We start from the raw sequence: 17,234 nt of genomic DNA, 5'->3' as shown, positions 1-17,234 counted from the left end.
CCTTTCAGGATTCGCGGGCTGCGATCGCGGCTTGGATTCGTCGTAGCGTGCGAAGGCCCTTCTTCGCGGCGACGCTCACCATGCCATCGAAGACTGTGAAGCCCCGGTCGTGGGCCATCAGCCGTTCCAGCGTCGGCACCGCACGATCATCGCCGGTCGAACCGAGCGCGACAGCCGCCCAATATCGCTGGTCCGGGTCGTCACTGCCGGCCGCCGCGCACAGCCTCGGGATGACGTCCGGGGCGAACTTGGCCAGCGCGCTGGCGATATAGCCGATGCGGAAGTACCGCCGGTTCTCGAATTCGTCCCACAGTGCGGCCAATGCCGCATCACCGCCGATCATGCCGAGGGCCTCGGCGGCACGTTCGCGCATTCCTCCGATCGGGTCCCGCAGCACGGGCGTGAGCGCCGGGACGACCGATTCGTCGCCGAGGGTGCCCAGAGCGATCACCGCTTGCTCACGAGCCATCTCCTGCGAATGGTCCAACATCGCGATCAAGCCGGGAACCGCATCGCGGAAGCCGAGCGCCGCGCAGCCCATCGCCGCCCATGCCTGGCAGTTGTACCGAGTGTCGGTGAGTGACGCGAGCAGGGGGGCCTTCAGGGTGTCGTCGCCGAAGACCGCCGCCTGGTTCAACGCCCGGCTGTACAGCGACCGGTGGTAGTCGGGATAGTCGCGGACGAGCGCGCGCAGTGCTTCCTTGGCGGATGTGTCCCCGTCAGCGGCCCGCACGAGCAGCCGCCGGAGATTTGCTCCGCGAGTCTCGAGATCGCCGTCTTTGAGGCTTCGCGTATCAGCTGGGTTCACCGCCCAACGGTACCTGGGGATGATCCGTTCCCCCGCCACGTCTCGGGCGTCACGACGCCCGCCGACGGGGCCCGCACCTTTTCCACCCGCATTCACGAGATCGGCAAGTCCGACACCCCCGAACTCACCCGGAGACCGGGTACGGCATGCCGACCAGAGGCGGGCCATTCGGCGCCCGGCCGACCCGGGTACGGCTATTGCTCCTCGGTGGCAGGATGCGGGTGTGGGTGATTACTTCGAACGTATCGTCGACCTCGATGTGACTTCGGCCGACGCGAGCACGCTGGCCGAGCGCATGGTGGACTGGATGGTGTCGCGGCGATGGCTGCTCCGGGAGACTTCGCGTGACGCGATGTACAGCCTCCACGCCGACGAAGGCTATCTGCCAGGCCCCGACTGGCCGCAGATCACCCAGGAATGGGGCGCCGACTGGATCCCCGGCCCCGTTGCTGTCATCGTAGGCCGCCACGACCACTATCCCGGCCAGGGCGCCATCGAACCGGCCGCCGCGGTATGCCCACGCTGCCAGGCCACCACCGTGATCATCGACTACCCGCAACAGTGGGAAGCCGATCCCGCCGTATGGCAACCGTTCTCGGACGCGATCGACACCTGGAAACGAACAGGCACCGGCTCGGCAGTCTGCACCTCCTGCACCACACCGAGCCCCATCACCACCTGGCAATGGACAGACGGCTTCGCCCTGGGCGCCCTCGCCTTCGATTTCTGGGGTTGGCCGCCCCTGACCGAGGACTTCGTCACCGAATTCGCCGCCCGACTCGGGCACCGAATCGAACACCACACCGGCAAGTTCTGACGAAATCACCGATGGATGCCGGGCCGCGCACGCGACGCTCGGCTGATTCGACGCGCAGCGCTTCCGCGCTCGCCCAGCCCGTGGCGCCGGGCCGCCGATCGAGCGCACTTCCCTGCTGACAAGTCGATTCGTGGGCAACGTCTCAGCCGGCGGTGGCCCCGACTCGCTGCGTAGCCGCGGTGTCGACTGTTTCGGGCTGAATTCGAAATAGGTTGTCCCAGTATCGATCCAGCCGACGTTTCGCCTCGGGCAGCGGCACCGCTTCCAGTGCGCCGTGCTCGTCCTCGACGAGCAGTTCCCACTTCCGAAGCCTGCTGATCCCGTCGCTGATCCGGAAGTCGAAGGTTGCCTCCCACCGCCGACGGAACCACTCCTCCACCCGCTGATCGAGGTCGGCTGCGGTGAGCGGCCGGTCGGCGGTACGCAGGAAGTGGTAGGCCAGGACGGCTTCCTTCACCTCCGATTCCTCCGCAGCGCCGAGCAGATGGTGGAACACTCCCGCGTCGTTGTCGAGATTGCGGAAGTAGAGGTGTTCCGACAGCGTCTTCATCAACTTGATCTTGCGGTTCTTGAACTTGGAGAACTGGCGCACCAGGTAACCGACGAAGGCCGCCACACCGGCGCCCAGGGTGAGCAGCGTGGCCTGATCCAACCGTACGGATTCCTCGCGCAGCCCGAGCCAGAACGCCAGCAAGAGAACCAGCGGCCCCAGCGAAGCCACCAGCTTGGTGACGACCACGATAATCCCGGAGACCACCGCGGGCACGCCGATCAGCAGCTTGTCCAGTGGTCGCATCCGGACCCGTACGATCGGATACAGCATCTCGAGGTCGTTTCTCGGGACGTTCCCGAACAGCTTCAGCAGCACACCGCCGTTGGGGCGATCCGCGACCGCCTCCGGACGCTCGGCGAACGCGATGTACACGAGAACCTTGCCGTAGCTGGTGAATTCGACGCTGCGCCGCCGTAACCCGAACAGCCATCGGACTTGTTCGGTGCGCTGCGACACCCCGCGCCGGAAGAACATCGCGGTATCGATGTCCCCCTCGTCGAGTTCCAACCGCACTTTCACCAGAGAGTGCTCGGCGAACGCGCGCTCGATCTCAGCGGCATCGATGCGCGTGAAATCCGCCGCCTCGGCCAGCGCGACCAGCTCGGCTTCTACCCGCGCCCGCGCCGCCGCCCGGTCCTCGGCAGTAGCGGCACGGATGGCCCGTTCATCCTCCGCGGGGTCGACCAGGTGATAGGCGTCGAGCACCGTCTCACCACGCAGCTGGAACTCCTGATGCACCACCGCCGCCAGCAGCCGCGCGAACTCGGCGAACGATTCGCGTTCCGCCTCGGGAAGCTCGTCGGCGCACAAAGAGATCACCGCGCTCTTGCGGAACGGCAGGAAGTGTTCGGCATCCATCGGCAACTCCTCTCGACGGACCGGACCGTCGGCTACCACCCTATGGGGCGCTCATGGATGCCGAACGCACGCGCATGCCGAGGTGCGAACTGTTCTGGCCGAAGGGGGTTACCGCTCTGCGACTCCTACGCGGGGTTGTCCGCTCGTTGCCTCGGCCTGTTCGACGCCGACGATTCCGCCGTGCGGGAAAGCATCATCGTCGCATGCGTTCGCCTGATAGATCAGTAGGGTGGTGACGGTAGACGTGTTGATTCCGCCGCGCGGAGAATGTAATTACCGCTCCCTATGATGTCGTGGTGCTGACGGTCGGCCGGGCAAACACCCGAGGCTGCCGGGGTATAGCCGTCGTAGAACAAACCCGAACACTTACGGCACCAGCGCCACTTGGGTGATCCCCCTACCCCGTCCCGATTGGTCACGTCTTCCAGTCGGTAGTTGCCGGATCCGAAAGCCACGTGCCCGGGTTGTTGGCTGAACTGAGGCGAAGGGCATATTCCGCGAAAGCCGAAATTCCCTTCGAACCAGAGCCCTTGGCACTGCCGACACCACCTCCATTCGGACTGACCCTGGCCACCATCAGGGTCTTCCTTCAAGATGAAGTCGCCCGTTCCATCGTCGTGGTGGCCGCCGTCGAAGATGTCGCCGGCTGGGCAGCCGCCGCGGGTATTGTTGCCCGAGAACCAGAGACCACTGCAACGCGCACATCTCTTCCAAAGGCGCTGTGTGGCCGAAGCAGGCGCAGCGTTCTCGATGATCAGACATCCGGCAGCAGCGGCTATTCCGACGCCTACTGCCATACGCAGCAGCGTGCGACGCGGAGTGGGTATCAATTCGCTGGTCGTCATAAGATCCACGTTCCTCCCCGGACACGGTCTCTTCGGAGTCGCCCCTCCAAGCCAGGATGCTACCGGCGAATCAGCACGAGCACAGCGCTTTCAGAATGCGAACCCGCTTGACTCTTGATGAGATCGGTTGTCTCGCGACTGATCTCCGGAAACGGGAGGCCACACTGCCCGGCCCACGGGGGATCGGCGGCACGCTCAGTTCGCTTTGGCGCGGGCGTAGGCGCGGGCTGCGCGAGCGCGGTCGCCGCAGCGCGTGGAGCACCAGTGACGGCGGCCGTGGCGGATCAGGTAGCGGTTGCACGGGGTGGAGTCGCAAGTGGTCAGGAAATCGGCGTCGGAACCGGTGAGCAGGTCGGCGGCGTCCGCGGCGAGTGTTGCGAGCGCGCGGTCGAGGATCTCGTTGGGTGGACACACCGCGGCGCGGTAGGGACCGTTCGCATCATCCCATTTCAGCAGGGTCGCCGCTGACGGGCTGGCTCGTAGATCGCTTCGGCCACTTCACCATCGCAGCGGCCTCAGGGCCGACTCTGCTCGGCGCCGGAGCAGTCGCCGCCTGTGCCCCCAACGACTCCGTCACCCTGTTGACGGCCGCACTCACGCTGCTCGGGATCGGCTGGAACTTCGGCCTCGTCGCGGGCACCGCGATCATCACCGACGCCGTGCCGCTGGCGACCCGCGCCAGAACGCAAGGCATCCTCGACGTCACCATCGCCATCGCCGGCGCCACCGGTGGCATGACATCGGGACTGGTCGTCGCCGCTGCCGATTACCCCACGCTGGCCATCGGCTGCGGCATCCTCGCACTGGCCGTGCCGACGATCGTCGCCACAGCACGCAATCCCTGACCCGGCTCATGTTTCTTCACCGAAATACCCTGTGTGTTCGTCGGATTCGGAGGTGTTGAGGACTATGCGGCCGGAGTCGGCTCCGGAACTGGCGGTGGCCGAGGGCGAAAGGTTGTGGAGAAATCACCGCTGCCGCTGATTATTTGAGCGATGATCAGTGGTGCGACACGCGCTGGATGCGCATCGACCAAACGCTCGACGTGATCGCACTCCGGAATGCGGGAGGGAAAATGTTCGCTCGGCGAATGATGGTCGTAGGTGCGGTGGCGGTCGCGGTGGCGGCGTGCGCCACGTCGATACCCGACCAGGAAGCGGGTACCGCGACGGCGACCCAGTCGCCGTCCGGAACCGCTGGACCGCGGGGCGACGAAGTGCCGGTACGTCCAGGGAAAACCGATGCCGGTAAGGCGGCGGGGGCGCCCTTCCGGATTCCGGCATTCACCGAACTTCAGGGCGCACCGATCGTCGCGGTCGAGGACTTGGCGGTGCAGCGCATAGCCGCCGCCTGCGGCGGCTGCGCGAGCGTTGCCATTGCGCAGGACCAGGCCGACACCGGGCGCAGCGTTTGCCAATACTCCGGATTCCTCGGCGCGAAGCAGGATTCGACCCCGGTCGAGCAGTCGGCGAACGGGTCGCTGATCCTGACGTCCGGATCGACACTGACGCTTCTCACCGGGACACTGCCCTCGCAGAAATTGCCCTGCGACACAGAAGGATTCCAACCGAAGACGACATCGCAGACCGATTCTTCCACCGGGACCGTCTCCCCCACCGGAACCGACTCGACCACCCGGACCCGAACGCCCACCGAGACGGCGACGAGCAAGCCACATGTCACAACCACCAGATGAGCAGGCGCACACACCCGCGGCGGCTTCGGCGTTCGACGGGTTCGCTCACGTCGCAAGATCGATCGGGCAGCTGGTCGCGCCGACAACGCTGCTGACCGCTGTGCTGTTCTACTTCGGCTGGGCGCATGTCTACTGGTACTTCAACTACTTCGGTGTCGACTCGACGACGCTTAATCCGAGCATCCGCGAGTACCTGATGCGCACCGTCGACGCGCTGTTCGTGCCGTTGACACTCGTCGGTCTCATCGGTATGGCGGTGCTGTGGGGATACGTCGCGCTTCCGGAGTCGGTCCGTGCCCGTCGCCCCGGGCGGTGGGCGACCTCCGTGCTCGCGGTGATCGCCGGGGCAGTCCTCCTCAACGGGGTCTCCCGGATATATGTCGTCACACCGCTCAACAAGGGCTTGTGCGTGGCACCGCTGTCGATCATCGCTGGAGTGCTGATCTTCTGGCTGCTGGTCGTGCTGCGTCGTCAGCGTCTGCGTGAAAGCCTCCCCGCGACAGCGCCACCGCCGTCACAGGCGGCAGCGGTCGCCGAGTGGGTGATCCTGTTCCTCATGGTCGGCATCAACTTGTTCTGGATCGCCACCGATTACTCGGTCGCGGTCGGTCAGACCAGGGCGCGGGAATGGGCCGCGCAACTGCCCACCAGTTCGCAGGTCGTCATCTACAGCGAAAAGGAGCTTCACCTTTCCGGGTCAGATGTCCGCATGGCGTCCTGCGGCACCGATCCCGCCTCCGGATCCGCCTACCGGTTCCGCTACGACGGTCTGGCGCCACTGAGCCGCATCGGTGACCACTACATCCTGGTTCCCCGGACCTGGACACCCGGGCGCGGCGCGGCCATCGTTCTGCCCGCGCAGAGTCCGGGCGCGATCCGGTTCGAGTTCAGGCTCGCGGGCGACACGGTCCCCGCCACCTGTTGAGACGGCTCAGACCAGGACGGCTTCCATCCGCCGTATGTGCCACCGCGCGTGCGCAGGCCGAGGCTTTCCGGGAAAGGGGCGATCACTGCTTGCGTACGACCAACTCCAGCGCGATGTTGTCCGGGTCGCGGAATTCCAGGATGTACATGGCACCGAGATCTTTCACCCCTTCGTGCGCGATGCCGAGTTCGTCGAGCAAGGCAGCCGCCGAATCGAGATCCGACCGAGTGGCGAGGGCGAAGGCGAGGTGGTCGAGTCCTACTCGATCTTCGTCGAACTCGTCGCTGGCGACAGGGCGAAGCCCGAGCAGTGCATCACCCATCTGGTAGATCACACCGCCGAAGAGGAACCCGAATCGCGCACGGGTGGCTTCGTCCGCGTCCGCAGGACACTCCCACGCGATCGGCCATCCGAAGACGGCGTCATAGAAGGCCCGGGATTTCTCGATGTCGGTCACTGTCAAGCGAATATGGTCGAACGAACTGGTGGAAATCGGCATGATCGAGAGCCTGTCATGATCACCTTGCTTCGTTGAGGCAAGGTCGCGGGACCTGGCGAGTAACTTTGCCCGCGCGATCCTCGCGCGCGAAGCGTTGCGGGCCGCAATGCAGTGATCGGCGTGGGGTGGACGAGCCTCGGAGTCACCGGTCGGATCGTCGGCGTCCCGTCCTGGTGGTTCCGGCCGTGTGAGCAGGGCGTCCAGTGACCAGCGGCCGGGCCCGGCCCACAGCAGGTAGATCAGCCCGAGCAGCATCGCGACATCTGTGCGCGCGTCGTGGGCCATCCCCCAGATGCCTTCTACTCCTTGGAACCCGCCCGGGCGCAGCTCACGCAACTTGGTCAGCACGATCGCCAGGACGATATCGACCAGTAACGGCAGCGCGGCAAAGCGGGTCAGCAGTCCGATGACGATCAGGAGGCCGCAGGTGATCTCGATGACGCCGTCGAGGTTCGCGAAGAAGGTCGCCGCCGGGATACCGATCTTTTCGAACCGGCCGGGGCCCAATTTGTCCGGATAGAGGAACTTCTGGATCCCTTCACTGAGGAACACCAGCCCCACCGCCAACCGGATACAGATCGCTGCCGCCGGGCCGTCGGCACCGAGGACACGCGGCCACGACCAGCGATCCGTTCCCGCCATCGGCGCTCGCCTCCCGATATCGTCTGCCGATATCACGGGCGAGCCTACCGAGCGAGCACCACGCGGACGGCCGATCGCGCGGCCCCGATGCCGGGGCGTTATGGTCCTCCGCAGTCCACGCGGCGACCGCAACTCCGTCACCACCGCCCCGGAGCCGGTTCAGTTCGCCACACCGCCGTCCGAGTCCTCGCGCCGCCGTGGCCAAGCCACGGGTGCCGAGCGTGGAGGACTTCGCGCTTCGATGCGCCTTGCCCACCGACGCGGCCTCGGCCACGGACCCGACATCCCGGACATCGGAATCCGAAAGGCGCGGCACCCTACGCTGCGGCCCCGGCGCGCCCGACCAGCAGCGGGTATCACCCTGCTGTCAGGCATCGTGATTTCGTCGCTCGCAGCACGGGCATTATAAAATTACAGTCGATAACTTACATGAACCGCACACCACATGTGAGCGCCGTGCCAAACCATGTACATTATGCAGCTCTAACTGCACTTTCAACGACTCTCGATGGAGTGTCAAACCGGGAGATCAGTATCTGTAACCCTCGACTAGAATAAGGAATATACATTAACATAGCTTGGCGCCACCGAGCACGGCGAAGCGAGCAGGGCGGCGCCCTGGTGTGCGACCCCGTGGTGCCGAGCGAGTACGGAGGTTGGCGTGAGCGGCGACGTCAGAGCCGAAGGTGTTACGGAATCTTCTAGTTCTCAGCGGATTCAGCGAGATGTCACCCCGACCGGCCCCCACCGTTCGTCAGCTCCGAATCCGTCGTCATTGCCGACATGCCGAGTCGCCGTCTCCGAAAGCACATCTGATCGCCAGCAATCCGAGGAGCCCACCGTGGATACAACGTCGGCCACGCCCTACGACCGCACCCTGTACGCCCGGGCCGGGGGCCATGCCGCCCTCGAAATCGTCGTAGAAGACCTCTACGCCCGCATCCTGGCCGACGATGATCTGGCGCCATTCTTCACCGGCGTCAACATGCCGCGAGTGAAGGGCCGCCAGGTCGAGTTCTTCGCCGCCGCCCTGGGCGGACCGACGCCATACACCGGGCCGCGGATGAAGCAGGTCCACCAAGGTCGAGGCATAACCCGGCACCACTTCGACCGCGTCGCCGAACATCTGACGCAGTCCCTCCAAGCGGCTGGCACGCCACCAGCTATTACGGCCGAGATCATCGCGGCGGTCGCTCCCCTCGCCGACGACATCGTCTCCAAAGCGATCGAATAGGTTGCGCCACTCGTTCGACGGCCTGTCCGCTCCGCACATCACCTGGGGCCACGTCATCCGATCACCGCCGTCACCCTGCCGTCCGATCCGGCAACCACCACGCGGGCTCTCCGTGGAGGCCGCCGGTTCGGCCGACGCCACTGGTCGCAGCGCGCAGACTCGAGGATCGACACCGCCGACTGCGGGGCCGACCAGAAGAAGCAAGACGTCGGGCGAGGCCCGGGGCCGCTGTGGTGGGCGGCCCCGGGCCTTCGATGCGACCGGATATCGGCACCGCAACGTCTCGAGCGATGCGTCAGGTTCTCGACAACGTTTCTGCGACCGTCAGGGCTCGAGGTCGACCACGCCTTTGCCGCTGGAGATGTCGAGTGGTACCGAGACCTGGTCGTGAGCGATCAGCCAGGTGTTGTCGATCTTCCGCATGCCGTACGTGACCCGGACCCACATACCGCTGGTTGCCGCTCCGTTCTTCAGCGTGCCGCTGAGCCGGGCGAAGGCGTGCCCGAATGCCACATCCCCGCCCACGGTGAACGTCAGGTCGCGGACCTCATAGGTCACATTCTCGAAGAACAGGAACACCTTCGCCCAGTTCTCGAGTTTCGCCGCTATCCCGGCATGCTGGAGTGGCGGCTCGACATCGAAGGACACGACGTCGGGCGTGTACAGCTGCTTCAGGACCTCGAGATCCTTGACTCGCAGTCCTGCGACCACCTTGTCGATTGTTCGGCGAAGCTCGACTTCATCCGCCTCGGGGCGGTCAGCTGACTGAAAGTCGTCGATTGCGGTCATAATCGGCTCCTCAGGAATTCATGAGAGTGGTTTCGGTGCCGGTCCGCAGCGGCGCCAATGCGGTGCTCCAGGCGATGAGCTGATCCAGCGTCTTGTCGAGGGCGGCGGCATGGTGCTCGCGCGGTGTGAAGGTGGTGTAGTTCTCGAAATCGGTGAGCACCGAGATGGTGACCTGATAGCCCACGTCGGCCATGCCCAGCGTGCCGCAGACCGTCCGCAACTGCACCACCGCGCGGGCGCCGCCGCCCGCGCCGTAGGAGACGAATCCGACCGCCTTGTCGGTCCACTCCGCGAACAGGTGGTCCAAGGCGTTCTTCAGCACTCCGGGGACCCCGCCGTTGTACTCCGGGGTCACCACCACGAAGCCGTCGAACGGGGCGATCCGCTCGGCCCAGGCGCGGGTATGGGCGTTGCTCGACGGGCCGAACATCGGCGCCACCGGCTCGTCCAGATGCGGTAGCGGATGGTCGCGCAGATCGATCAGTTCGAACTCGGCGTCGCCACGCTGCGATGCCGTTTCCAGGACCCACCGGGCGACCTGCGAGCCGTTGCGGTTGGGTCGAGTACTGCCGAGGATGATGCCGATCCTGGTCATTTACGGAGCTCCTGCTCTGCTGAAGGTGTCACAACCTTCCGACGACGCAGCCGTCCGGAATGTCAGGCCGCCTCACAAATCGGTTCGCTGATTCGTCGGTTTCGGTGAGGACGCACATACCGAAGGAGACCACCATGACCGACCCGCACCTGCGCGCGGTGATCAGTGAACGCCGACAGCTGATCAACCTCGCCTACCGTCTGCTCGGCTCCCTGGCCGAGGCCGAGGATGTGGTGCAGGAGACCTACGCGCGCTGGTACGCGCTGTCGGAGGCGCAACGCGGGAAGGTGGAGGCGCCCGGCGCGTGGTTGACGACGGTTGCCAGCCGGATCTGCCTCGATCTACTCGGCTCGGCGCGCGCCAGGCGGGAACGCTATGTGGGCGAATGGATTCCGGAGCCGGTACCCGGCCGGTCCGAATGGCTCGATGGTCCCGACTCGGTCGATCCCGCCGACCGGGTCACCCTCGACGAGTCGATCAGCATGGCCTTTCTCGTCGTGCTGGATTCAATGACTCCGGCCGAGCGCGTGGCGTTCGTTCTGCACGACGTCTTCCGCTACTCCTTCGCCGAGGTCGCCGAGATCGTCGGGCGCACTCCCGCGGCCTGTCGCCAGCTCGCCTCCAGCGCCCGGCGCCGCATCGACACCACGCGGGGTCCGTCGAGCACCGAACGCGCCGAGGTGGTCCGGGATTTCAAACGAGCATGGGAGACAGGGGACATCGAGGCCCTGATCGGGCTGCTCGATCCACAGGCGACCGCGACGGCCGACGGCGGCGGCCTGGCATTGGCCTTCCTCGACCCGATCCACGGCAGCGAGCAGATCGCCCGCGCCTGGATGGAAATCGCCACCCACGGCCCTGCGGTGACCCTGCTGGAGCGCACGGTGAACGGCCAGCCCGGCCTGGTGGCACGGCTCGACGACGCCATTGTCACGGTCTACGCTTTCGACATCGCCGACGGCCGGATCACCCGCATCTGGGCGATCCGGAATCCGGAGAAACTGCAGCCATGGACGGCCGGGTGAATCGAACGCCCGCGGTCGCGACGCCGGGCCGGATGCGGCCCCGAGCGGCTTCGAGTCCTCAGCGGACGGCCCAGCTAGGCGGGGTGGAGGTCAGGCTCGGCGCGGGGTCACCAAGCCGGATTCGTAAGCCAGGACGACCAGTTGAGCGCGGTCGCGGGCGTGGAGCTTGGTCATGGCCCGGTTGACGTGGGTCTTGGCGGTCAGCGGGCTGATCACCAAGTGCTCGGCGATCTCGTCGTTCGACAGGCCCCGGCCAACAAGCGTGACGACCTCCCGCTCGCGGTTGGTCAGCCCGGCCAGACCGGGAGCCTCACCGGAGTCCAGTGGCCGGCTGACATACCGGTTGATCAGTTTGCGCGTGATCGACGGCGCGAGCAGTGCGTCACCCCGGGCCGCGACCCGGACGGCGTGCAGGAAGTCCTCCGGATGGATGTCCTTGACCAGGAACCCGGCCGCACCGGCGCGCAGGGCGTCGAAGATGTGCTCGTCCAGGCCGTAGTTGGTCAGTATCACCACGTGCACCCCGCTCAGGGCCGGGTCGGCGGCGATGCGCCGGGTCGCCTCGATGCCGTCCACGACAGGCATTTGGATGTCCATCAGTGCGATGTCGGGCAGGTGTTCGCGGGCCAGCTCGACGCCCCGCGCGCCGTCGGTGGCCTCGGCCACCACTTCGATATCGTCCTCCACGTCGAGCAGCGCACGGAAACCGCTGCGGATCAGCGGCTGGTCGTCGACCAGCAGGACGCGGATCAAGGCGCCCGCTCCACGGGCAGCTCGGCACAGACGGCGAAACCGCCCCCGCCGCGGGGCGCCGTGTGTAACCGGCCGCCCAGGGCGGTGACCCGCTCTCCCATTCCGAGCAGCCCCACACCCGGCACCGGCATGGTGTCCGGTGTGGCCCGGCCGTCGTCGTCCACCCGAATCACGAGGGCGTCGGGGCGGTGTTCGATATGAACCGACGCGGTGTCGGCGGCGGCGTGCCGGGTGATGTTGGTCAGCGACTCCTGGACGATCCGGTAGGCGGTCCGGTCCACGGCCGCAGGCAGGGCCGCGCGCTGCCCTTCGACCGTCAACGTCGCGTCCAAGCCGGTCGCGCGGACCCTTTCCACCAGCTCCGGCACATGATCGAGCCCGTGCAACGGTGCGCGGTCGTCGCGCAGGGCCTCCAGGGTGGCCCTGAGTTCCCGGGATGCCTCGCGACCGGCCGCCAGGATCGCCAGCAGCGCCTCCGGCACGTGCTCGCCGCGCTTGCGGGCCAGGTGCACGGCCACCTCGGCCTGCACCTTGATCACCGAAATCTGGTGGGTCAGCGAGTCGTGCAACTCGCGAGCGATGTGCAGCCGTTCCTCGTCGGCCCGCCGCCGTGCGGTCTCCTCGCGGGTGCGCTCGGCCTCCTCTGCCCGCCGCTCGGCCTGCCGCAGCGCTTCACCCGCCGCGCCCGCGGCGACCAGCCACGCCAGTTGCAGCACGCCCCGGGTCTGCGCGAACGCCTCGCCCATGAGCAGTCCGCGCGGCGAGATCAGCAACGCGAAGGGCATGACGAGCACCATGATCACCGACCCCGCCACGGCCGCCACCCGGTGCCCCGCACGAAACGCCGCGTACACGGCGAACAAGAATGCGACCGCGGGCACGTCCACCCCGAGCGCCTGGTACGCCAACGCGCTCAGCCCCGTCACCGCCAGTACCACGACCGGTGCTCGGCGGCTCGCGGCCGATGACAGCCCGCCTGCGACCAGTAGTACCCACCCGACCGCGGGCCCGGACAACCCCGACAACAGCTGGAACACCGCGATGCCCGCGGCGATCGCCCAGTCCCGAAGCCGTTCCATGGGTGCACCCTAACCCCATGTCCGCGTTGGGACGTCGTGCACGGGAATGATCACCGTCTACTGCGCAGGCAGTACTTCCTCTGGTTCCCTACCCCCTCGGCGGCAGCGTGAAGTGCCTGCGTGCGCGGGACGACCGGAAGCGGGTGCGGCGGAGAGGATGGGCCTCGTCCCATTCGTTGGAGAAGGAGCATGTCATGTCCGTTTCTCATGTACTCGCAGCCTCGGAAGTCCTTGCCCAGTCGAGCGCCTCAGGGTTGACCGCCGGGCGTTTCTGGTCCCTGGTGGGTGTCGCGGTGGGACTTGCCGGGGTCGTCACCGGCGTCCGCGTCCTCATCCACCACACCGGACGTCGCGCCGCGATGACCGCGCTGGCCGCGGGAGTGACCGGCCTGGTGATCGGCGGGCTGGTCGTGGCCGCGGCCAAAGGCGGTCCCGGCACCGGATACGGGATCGTCGGTGGCTTCCTGGCCCTGGCGGTCGGGCTGGTCGCCGCCACCCTCGGCGTGGTCGCCCTCAACAGGAATCCGCAGGCCCGTTGACCGCCCGCGCGGCGGGTTGGCTATCCCGACAGTCCGGCGGCGACCACATTTCGATCCGGCACATCTGGTCGTGGTGATCCTGCGGCAGGACTCTCCGTCATGGTCCCGTCGTCGGGGCAACGCCGTTGTGGATGGCTTGCGCGACAGCGGGATGGGCGAGGTATTCGGCGATGCTGTGTGCCCGCTCCTTGGGATTGTCGACGGGAATCTCCCGCAACTGCCCTTTCCAAATATGGCGCAGCGGGCAGCCGATGGTGATCGGGTCCACCGCGGACCAGGCACTCAGCCAGTCGCCGACACGCTCCGGCCGGTGCGGTCCTCGGACCAGGAGTTTGCCGTGGACCGCGTCCAGCCCGAGGGGACTACCGAGGGTGAGCAGCACGGCGACGTCGAGCTGGCGATGTAGCTGACCGATCACATCCTTCGCCCCCGTCGATCACCGCGGCCTCCGGGACGGATAACGCCCGCCCGCTTTCACCAGGTCTTGCCGGCCTGCTCCCGGATCGTGTGGTTGATCCGGTTGAAGAAATTGGTGAGTGCGATATTCAGGATGATCGCGAAGATCTGCTTCTCGTCGAAGTGGGTGGCAGCAGCGTCCCAGATCTCATCGGTCACGCCCGGCGAGCCGTCCTGGATCCGGGTAGCGGCCTCGGCCAGCGCGAGCGCTGCCCGCTCCTCCTCGGTGAAGAACGGGGTCTCCCGCCAGGTGACCACGCTGTGCAGCCGCTCCTCGGTCTCGCCATGCTTCTTCGCCTCCTGGACGCCGGCGAACACACACGGGCTGCAGCCGTTGATCTGGCTGGCCCGCAGATGGACCAGCTCGAGTACGAGCGGGTCGACGCCACCGGCGTGAATCGCCGTCTGGAGATGCTGGATCCCTGTGATCAAGTCGAGATTCGCCGCGCTCTTCATCCGTGCTTTCACAGGTTCCGCCGTCGCGCGCTCCCGCGCTTTATATGTATGACTCATACATATAAACTAGGGCTATGCCGCAAACCAAGTCAAGCCGCCAGCACGCGGCCAACGTCCTGGGTGCCTTGAGCCTCGTAGTCGCCGACCGGATGAACACCGCCGTCGAAGCGATCGCGATGCTCGGCCCGTCGGCCCCGGCCGCCCTCGCCGCGATGCACGAGTTCCTCGACGGCGGATCGGTCACGCAGCTGAGCTCCGTACTCGGCCTGACCCACTCCGGCACCGTCCGCCTCGTCGACCGCCTCGCCACCGAAGGCCTCATCGAGCGCGTCGGCGCACAGGACGGACGGGCCGTTTCCGTTGTCCTGACCCAACATGGCCGGCGCACGGCCGAACGGATACTTCAAACGCGCGAGCAGTCGCTGGCGAGCACACTGTCCGCGTTGTCCTCGAACGAGATCGACAATCTTGCGGCAGCGCTGGACACGATGTTGACCACAGTGACCCTCGCCAGAGCCGAGGAGCGCTCCACCCGCACCGACCACCGTCCGCAACCTTGGCTGTGTCGCCTCTGTGACTTCGCCGCGTGCGGCCGTAGCGAGGGCAACTGCCCAGTCGCCAACGTGGTGGCGGCCGCGCTCGACTGATTCGTTTCGGCTTGGTCCGCATGCGCAGATCGTGCGGAATCGGCTAGAGGCGGGTAGCAGTCCGAACGAGATCGGCAACGGCCTTCGATCGGCTGTGCGGTGGCCACGCGATCACTGTCGTGACGGCCGGGGCGTCCAATACCGGCACGGCGGCGTGGTCGCCGCGCAGATGGGCCCGCACGGACTCGGGCAGGATCGCCGAAGCCCGTCCGAGGGCGATCAACTGGAGCAGCTGGGTATGGTCGCGAGCCAGTGGGCCGGGGCCGTCGGGATAGGTGCCGTCTCGCCGGGGCCAGCGCGGCATCGGCAGGCCCGGCAGCGCGGCGACCTCCGCCATCCGCACGTGGGACCGATCGGCGAGGGGATGCCCGGCCGGCAGGAGCGCGACCTGCTCCTCGGTGTACAGATCCTCGGTGTCGAACCCGGCCGTCGCGTCGAACGGCCGGTGCAAAAGAGCCACGTCGGCCCGGCCGTCCCGGAGCAGTCGCTCCTGCTCACCGATCCCGCACAGGAGCACATCGATGGTGACCGCGCCGGGCTCGGCGGCGTAGGCGTCGAGGAGCTTGGCCAGCAGTTCGACGGAAGCTCCTGCCTTCGTGGCCAAGACAACGCCCGCCCGGCCGGTCGCGGCGAGGGCGGCGCGCCGGGTGCGTCGCTCGGCGGCCTCGACCGCGTCCAGCGCCGCTCGGGCCTCCCCGAGCAGCACCGACCCGGCCTCGGTCAAGGTGACGGCGCGACTGGTTCGTCGCAGCAGTACCACCCCGAGCCGTCGTTCGAGCTGCCCGATCGCCCGGGACAGCGGGGGCTGCGCGATCCCGAGCCGCTGCGCCGCCCGCCCGAAGTGCAACTCCTCAGCGACGACGACAAAGTATCGCAGCTCCCGCGTCTCCACGACGCCCATGGTATCCGTCGCCCACCAGCGTCGATACCCGAGCGGTATCGCTTGCCACCCACTCGGTGTTGGACGCTCCGTCGAGGCTCGGAACAGGATCGACCGTATGAGTAGTGAACAGACGATCGCGTTGGTGACCGGCGCGAACAAGGGCATCGGGTACGAGATCGCGGCCGGCTTGGGCGCCCTCGGTTGGAGTGTCGGCGTCGGTGCCCGGGATGAACAGCGCCGCGAAGCCGCCGTGGCGAAGCTGCGGGCGGGCGGCGCCGACGCGTTCGGCGTACCGCTCGACGTGACCGACGACGCGAGCGTGGCCGCCGCCGCCGACCTGATCGCGGACCGTATCGGACGCCTCGATGTGCTCGTCAACAACGCGGCCATAACCGGGGGCATGCCGCAGACGCCCTCCGCCGTCTCCCCATCGACGGTGCGGGACGCCGTGGAAACCAACGTGATCGGCGTCATCCGCGTCACCAACGCGGTGCTGCCGCTGCTGCGGCGCTCGGCATCCCCGCGAATCGTGAACATGTCCAGCACGGTCGGCTCCCTCACCCGGCAGACCACTCCCGGTGCCGATACCGGTCCGATCTCCGCGGCCTACTCGGCGTCGAAGACCTTCCTCAACGCCGTCACCGTCCAATACGTCAAGGAACTCCGCGACACCAACATCCTGATCAACGCAGCCTGCCCCGGCTTCACGGCAACCGACCTCAACGGATTTCGAGGCGTCCGCACACCGGCGCAGGGCGCGGCGATCGCGGTGCGCCTCGCGACCCTGCCCGACGACGGACCGACCGGCGGATTCTTCGATGACGCAGGAGTAGTGCCGTGGTGACATGCGGGGAGTCGCCGACCGGACTCTGAGAAAGAGGCCGGTCTGGGCAGGAAGAAATCTGCATCGACGGATGTAGACATTCTCGGAGGCGTGGTATACAGTCGCTGTCGTTGGAGATGAAAGTCTGGTTGGCCGGGCAGGTGACCTGCACCGGAAGCAAGATTGACCATCCCCTCCGGCGGAGAAGAGAACCCGGTGCAGTCGGCCGGACCGCCGGAGGGGATGACGAGATTCCGCAGACCGACCGGCAACCCAGGAGGTGGTCACTGAACAGCTCTTCCCAGATTCCGC

General features: G+C 66.8%; 20 protein-coding genes and 1 pseudogene. 9 read left to right on the top strand and 12 right to left on the bottom strand.

The genetic code is table 11. The features are described 5' to 3' along the window. Nucleotides 1-4: 4 nt before the first annotated feature. On the bottom strand, nt 5-808 hold the full coding sequence (locus ON29_RS34155; RefSeq protein WP_169332617.1) for a HEAT repeat domain-containing protein: 804 nt from the start codon (nt 806-808) through the stop codon (nt 5-7). Between the two features lie 223 nt (nt 809-1,031). Here ON29_RS34155 and ON29_RS30755 point away from each other — a divergent pair, with 223 nt between their 5' ends. Further along, nucleotides 1,032-1,625: a hypothetical protein gene (locus ON29_RS30755; RefSeq protein ID WP_040871697.1), complete on the top strand. Its 594-nt coding sequence runs from the start codon at nt 1,032-1,034 to the stop codon at nt 1,623-1,625. 142 nt (nt 1,626-1,767) lie between these two features. Here the strand turns inward: ON29_RS30755 and ON29_RS30750 are convergent, their stop codons facing one another. Then, nucleotides 1,768-3,036, bottom strand: a complete 1,269-nt coding sequence (locus ON29_RS30750; RefSeq protein WP_051175785.1) for a TMEM143 family protein — start codon at nt 3,034-3,036, stop codon at nt 1,768-1,770. Nucleotides 3,037-4,076: 1,040 nt separating this feature from the next. Beyond that, entirely contained in the window at nt 4,077-4,295 is a 219-nt protein-coding gene (locus ON29_RS30745; RefSeq protein WP_217999356.1) for a CGNR zinc finger domain-containing protein, read from the bottom strand. On the opposite strand from ON29_RS30745, the gene ON29_RS35170 reads away from it, so the two are divergent. The 3 genes from ON29_RS35170 to ON29_RS30730 all read left to right on the top strand — a co-directional run bounded on the left by ON29_RS35170 (nt 4,253) and on the right by ON29_RS30730 (nt 6,502). After that, nucleotides 4,253-4,726 carry an MFS transporter gene (locus ON29_RS35170; protein WP_083864172.1) on the top strand — a complete coding sequence of 158 codons (474 nt, stop codon included), beginning with the start codon at nt 4,253-4,255 and terminating at the stop codon, nt 4,724-4,726. The two genes, ON29_RS30745 and ON29_RS35170, sit on opposite strands and share 43 nt — an antisense overlap. A 245-nt stretch (nt 4,727-4,971) precedes the next feature. Next, nucleotides 4,972-5,577 carry a hypothetical protein gene (locus ON29_RS30735; RefSeq protein ID WP_157172952.1) on the top strand — a complete coding sequence of 202 codons (606 nt, stop codon included), beginning with the start codon at nt 4,972-4,974 and terminating at the stop codon, nt 5,575-5,577. Beyond that, nucleotides 5,558-6,502 carry a hypothetical protein gene (locus ON29_RS30730; protein ID WP_051175784.1) on the top strand — a complete coding sequence of 315 codons (945 nt, stop codon included), beginning with the start codon at nt 5,558-5,560 and terminating at the stop codon, nt 6,500-6,502. The genes ON29_RS30735 and ON29_RS30730 overlap by 20 nt, the downstream gene beginning before the upstream one ends. Nucleotides 6,503-6,584: 82 nt before the next feature. Here ON29_RS30730 and ON29_RS30725 read toward each other — a convergent pair whose 3' ends face one another. Both ON29_RS30725 and ON29_RS30720 read right to left on the bottom strand, forming a co-directional pair. Continuing rightward, the gene (locus ON29_RS30725) at nt 6,585-7,001 is read right to left on the bottom strand and encodes a VOC family protein (RefSeq protein ID WP_040871727.1); all 417 of its coding nucleotides are present in this window, start codon (nt 6,999-7,001) and stop codon (nt 6,585-6,587) included. Nucleotides 7,002-7,184: 183 nt separating this feature from the next. Then, nucleotides 7,185-7,643: pseudogene (locus tag ON29_RS30720) on the bottom strand (DoxX family protein); the annotation flags it as partial. 841 nt (nt 7,644-8,484) lie between these two features. Between ON29_RS30720 and ON29_RS30715 the strand changes: the two are divergent. Further along, nucleotides 8,485-8,877 carry a group I truncated hemoglobin gene (locus ON29_RS30715; protein WP_040871692.1) on the top strand — a complete coding sequence of 131 codons (393 nt, stop codon included), beginning with the start codon at nt 8,485-8,487 and terminating at the stop codon, nt 8,875-8,877. 324 nt (nt 8,878-9,201) lie between these two features. On the opposite strand, the gene ON29_RS30710 is transcribed toward ON29_RS30715, so the two are convergent. After that, nucleotides 9,202-9,588, bottom strand: coding sequence for a YybH family protein (locus tag ON29_RS30710; protein WP_245549266.1), 387 nt, complete (start codon nt 9,586-9,588; stop codon nt 9,202-9,204). Between the two features lie 88 nt (nt 9,589-9,676). Next, nucleotides 9,677-10,261 (bottom strand): NADPH-dependent FMN reductase, encoded by a 585-nt coding sequence (locus ON29_RS30705; protein WP_040871689.1) that lies wholly within the window; start codon nt 10,259-10,261, stop codon nt 9,677-9,679. 134 nt (nt 10,262-10,395) lie between these two features. On the opposite strand from ON29_RS30705, the gene sigJ reads away from it, so the two are divergent. Then, a complete protein-coding gene (sigJ, locus tag ON29_RS30700) occupies nt 10,396-11,286 on the top strand; it encodes an RNA polymerase sigma factor SigJ (protein ID WP_040871688.1) in 891 nt (296 codons plus the stop codon). Between the two features lie 90 nt (nt 11,287-11,376). Here the strand turns inward: sigJ and ON29_RS30695 are convergent, their stop codons facing one another. Both ON29_RS30695 and ON29_RS30690 read right to left on the bottom strand, forming a co-directional pair. Further along, a complete protein-coding gene (locus ON29_RS30695) occupies nt 11,377-12,039 on the bottom strand; it encodes a response regulator (RefSeq protein ID WP_040871686.1) in 663 nt (220 codons plus the stop codon). Continuing rightward, nucleotides 12,036-13,118 carry a sensor histidine kinase gene (locus tag ON29_RS30690; protein ID WP_040871685.1) on the bottom strand — a complete coding sequence of 361 codons (1,083 nt, stop codon included), beginning with the start codon at nt 13,116-13,118 and terminating at the stop codon, nt 12,036-12,038. The genes ON29_RS30695 and ON29_RS30690 overlap by 4 nt, the downstream gene beginning before the upstream one ends. Nucleotides 13,119-13,312: 194 nt before the next feature. Here ON29_RS30690 and ON29_RS30685 point away from each other — a divergent pair, with 194 nt between their 5' ends. Further along, nucleotides 13,313-13,657 (top strand): DUF6223 family protein, encoded by a 345-nt coding sequence (locus tag ON29_RS30685; RefSeq protein ID WP_040871683.1) that lies wholly within the window; start codon nt 13,313-13,315, stop codon nt 13,655-13,657. A 97-nt stretch (nt 13,658-13,754) separates the two neighbouring features. On the opposite strand, the gene ON29_RS30680 is transcribed toward ON29_RS30685, so the two are convergent. Continuing rightward, entirely contained in the window at nt 13,755-14,075 is a 321-nt protein-coding gene (locus ON29_RS30680; RefSeq protein ID WP_040871682.1) for a hypothetical protein, read from the bottom strand. A 56-nt stretch (nt 14,076-14,131) separates the two neighbouring features. After that, nucleotides 14,132-14,626: a carboxymuconolactone decarboxylase family protein gene (locus ON29_RS30675; RefSeq protein ID WP_245549264.1), complete on the bottom strand. Its 495-nt coding sequence runs from the start codon at nt 14,624-14,626 to the stop codon at nt 14,132-14,134. A 17-nt stretch (nt 14,627-14,643) separates the two neighbouring features. Between ON29_RS30675 and ON29_RS34150 the strand changes: the two genes are divergently transcribed. Then, nucleotides 14,644-15,216 (top strand): MarR family winged helix-turn-helix transcriptional regulator, encoded by a 573-nt coding sequence (locus ON29_RS34150; RefSeq protein WP_157172951.1) that lies wholly within the window; start codon nt 14,644-14,646, stop codon nt 15,214-15,216. Nucleotides 15,217-15,259: 43 nt separating this feature from the next. Here ON29_RS34150 and ON29_RS30665 read toward each other — a convergent pair whose 3' ends face one another. Beyond that, on the bottom strand, nt 15,260-16,117 hold the full coding sequence (locus tag ON29_RS30665; RefSeq protein WP_373283946.1) for a LysR family transcriptional regulator: 858 nt from the start codon (nt 16,115-16,117) through the stop codon (nt 15,260-15,262). 97 nt (nt 16,118-16,214) lie between these two features. Between ON29_RS30665 and ON29_RS30660 the strand changes: the two genes are divergently transcribed. Then, the gene (locus ON29_RS30660) at nt 16,215-16,943 is read left to right on the top strand and encodes an SDR family NAD(P)-dependent oxidoreductase (RefSeq protein ID WP_040871679.1); all 729 of its coding nucleotides are present in this window, start codon (nt 16,215-16,217) and stop codon (nt 16,941-16,943) included. The last annotated feature ends 291 nt before the right edge of the window (nt 16,944-17,234 follow it).

Source organism: Nocardia exalbida NBRC 100660 (assembly GCF_000308575.1).
GTDB classification, from domain to species: Bacteria; Actinomycetota; Actinomycetes; order Mycobacteriales; family Mycobacteriaceae; genus Nocardia; species Nocardia exalbida.
This window is presented reverse-complemented; position numbering and strand designations above follow the sequence as displayed.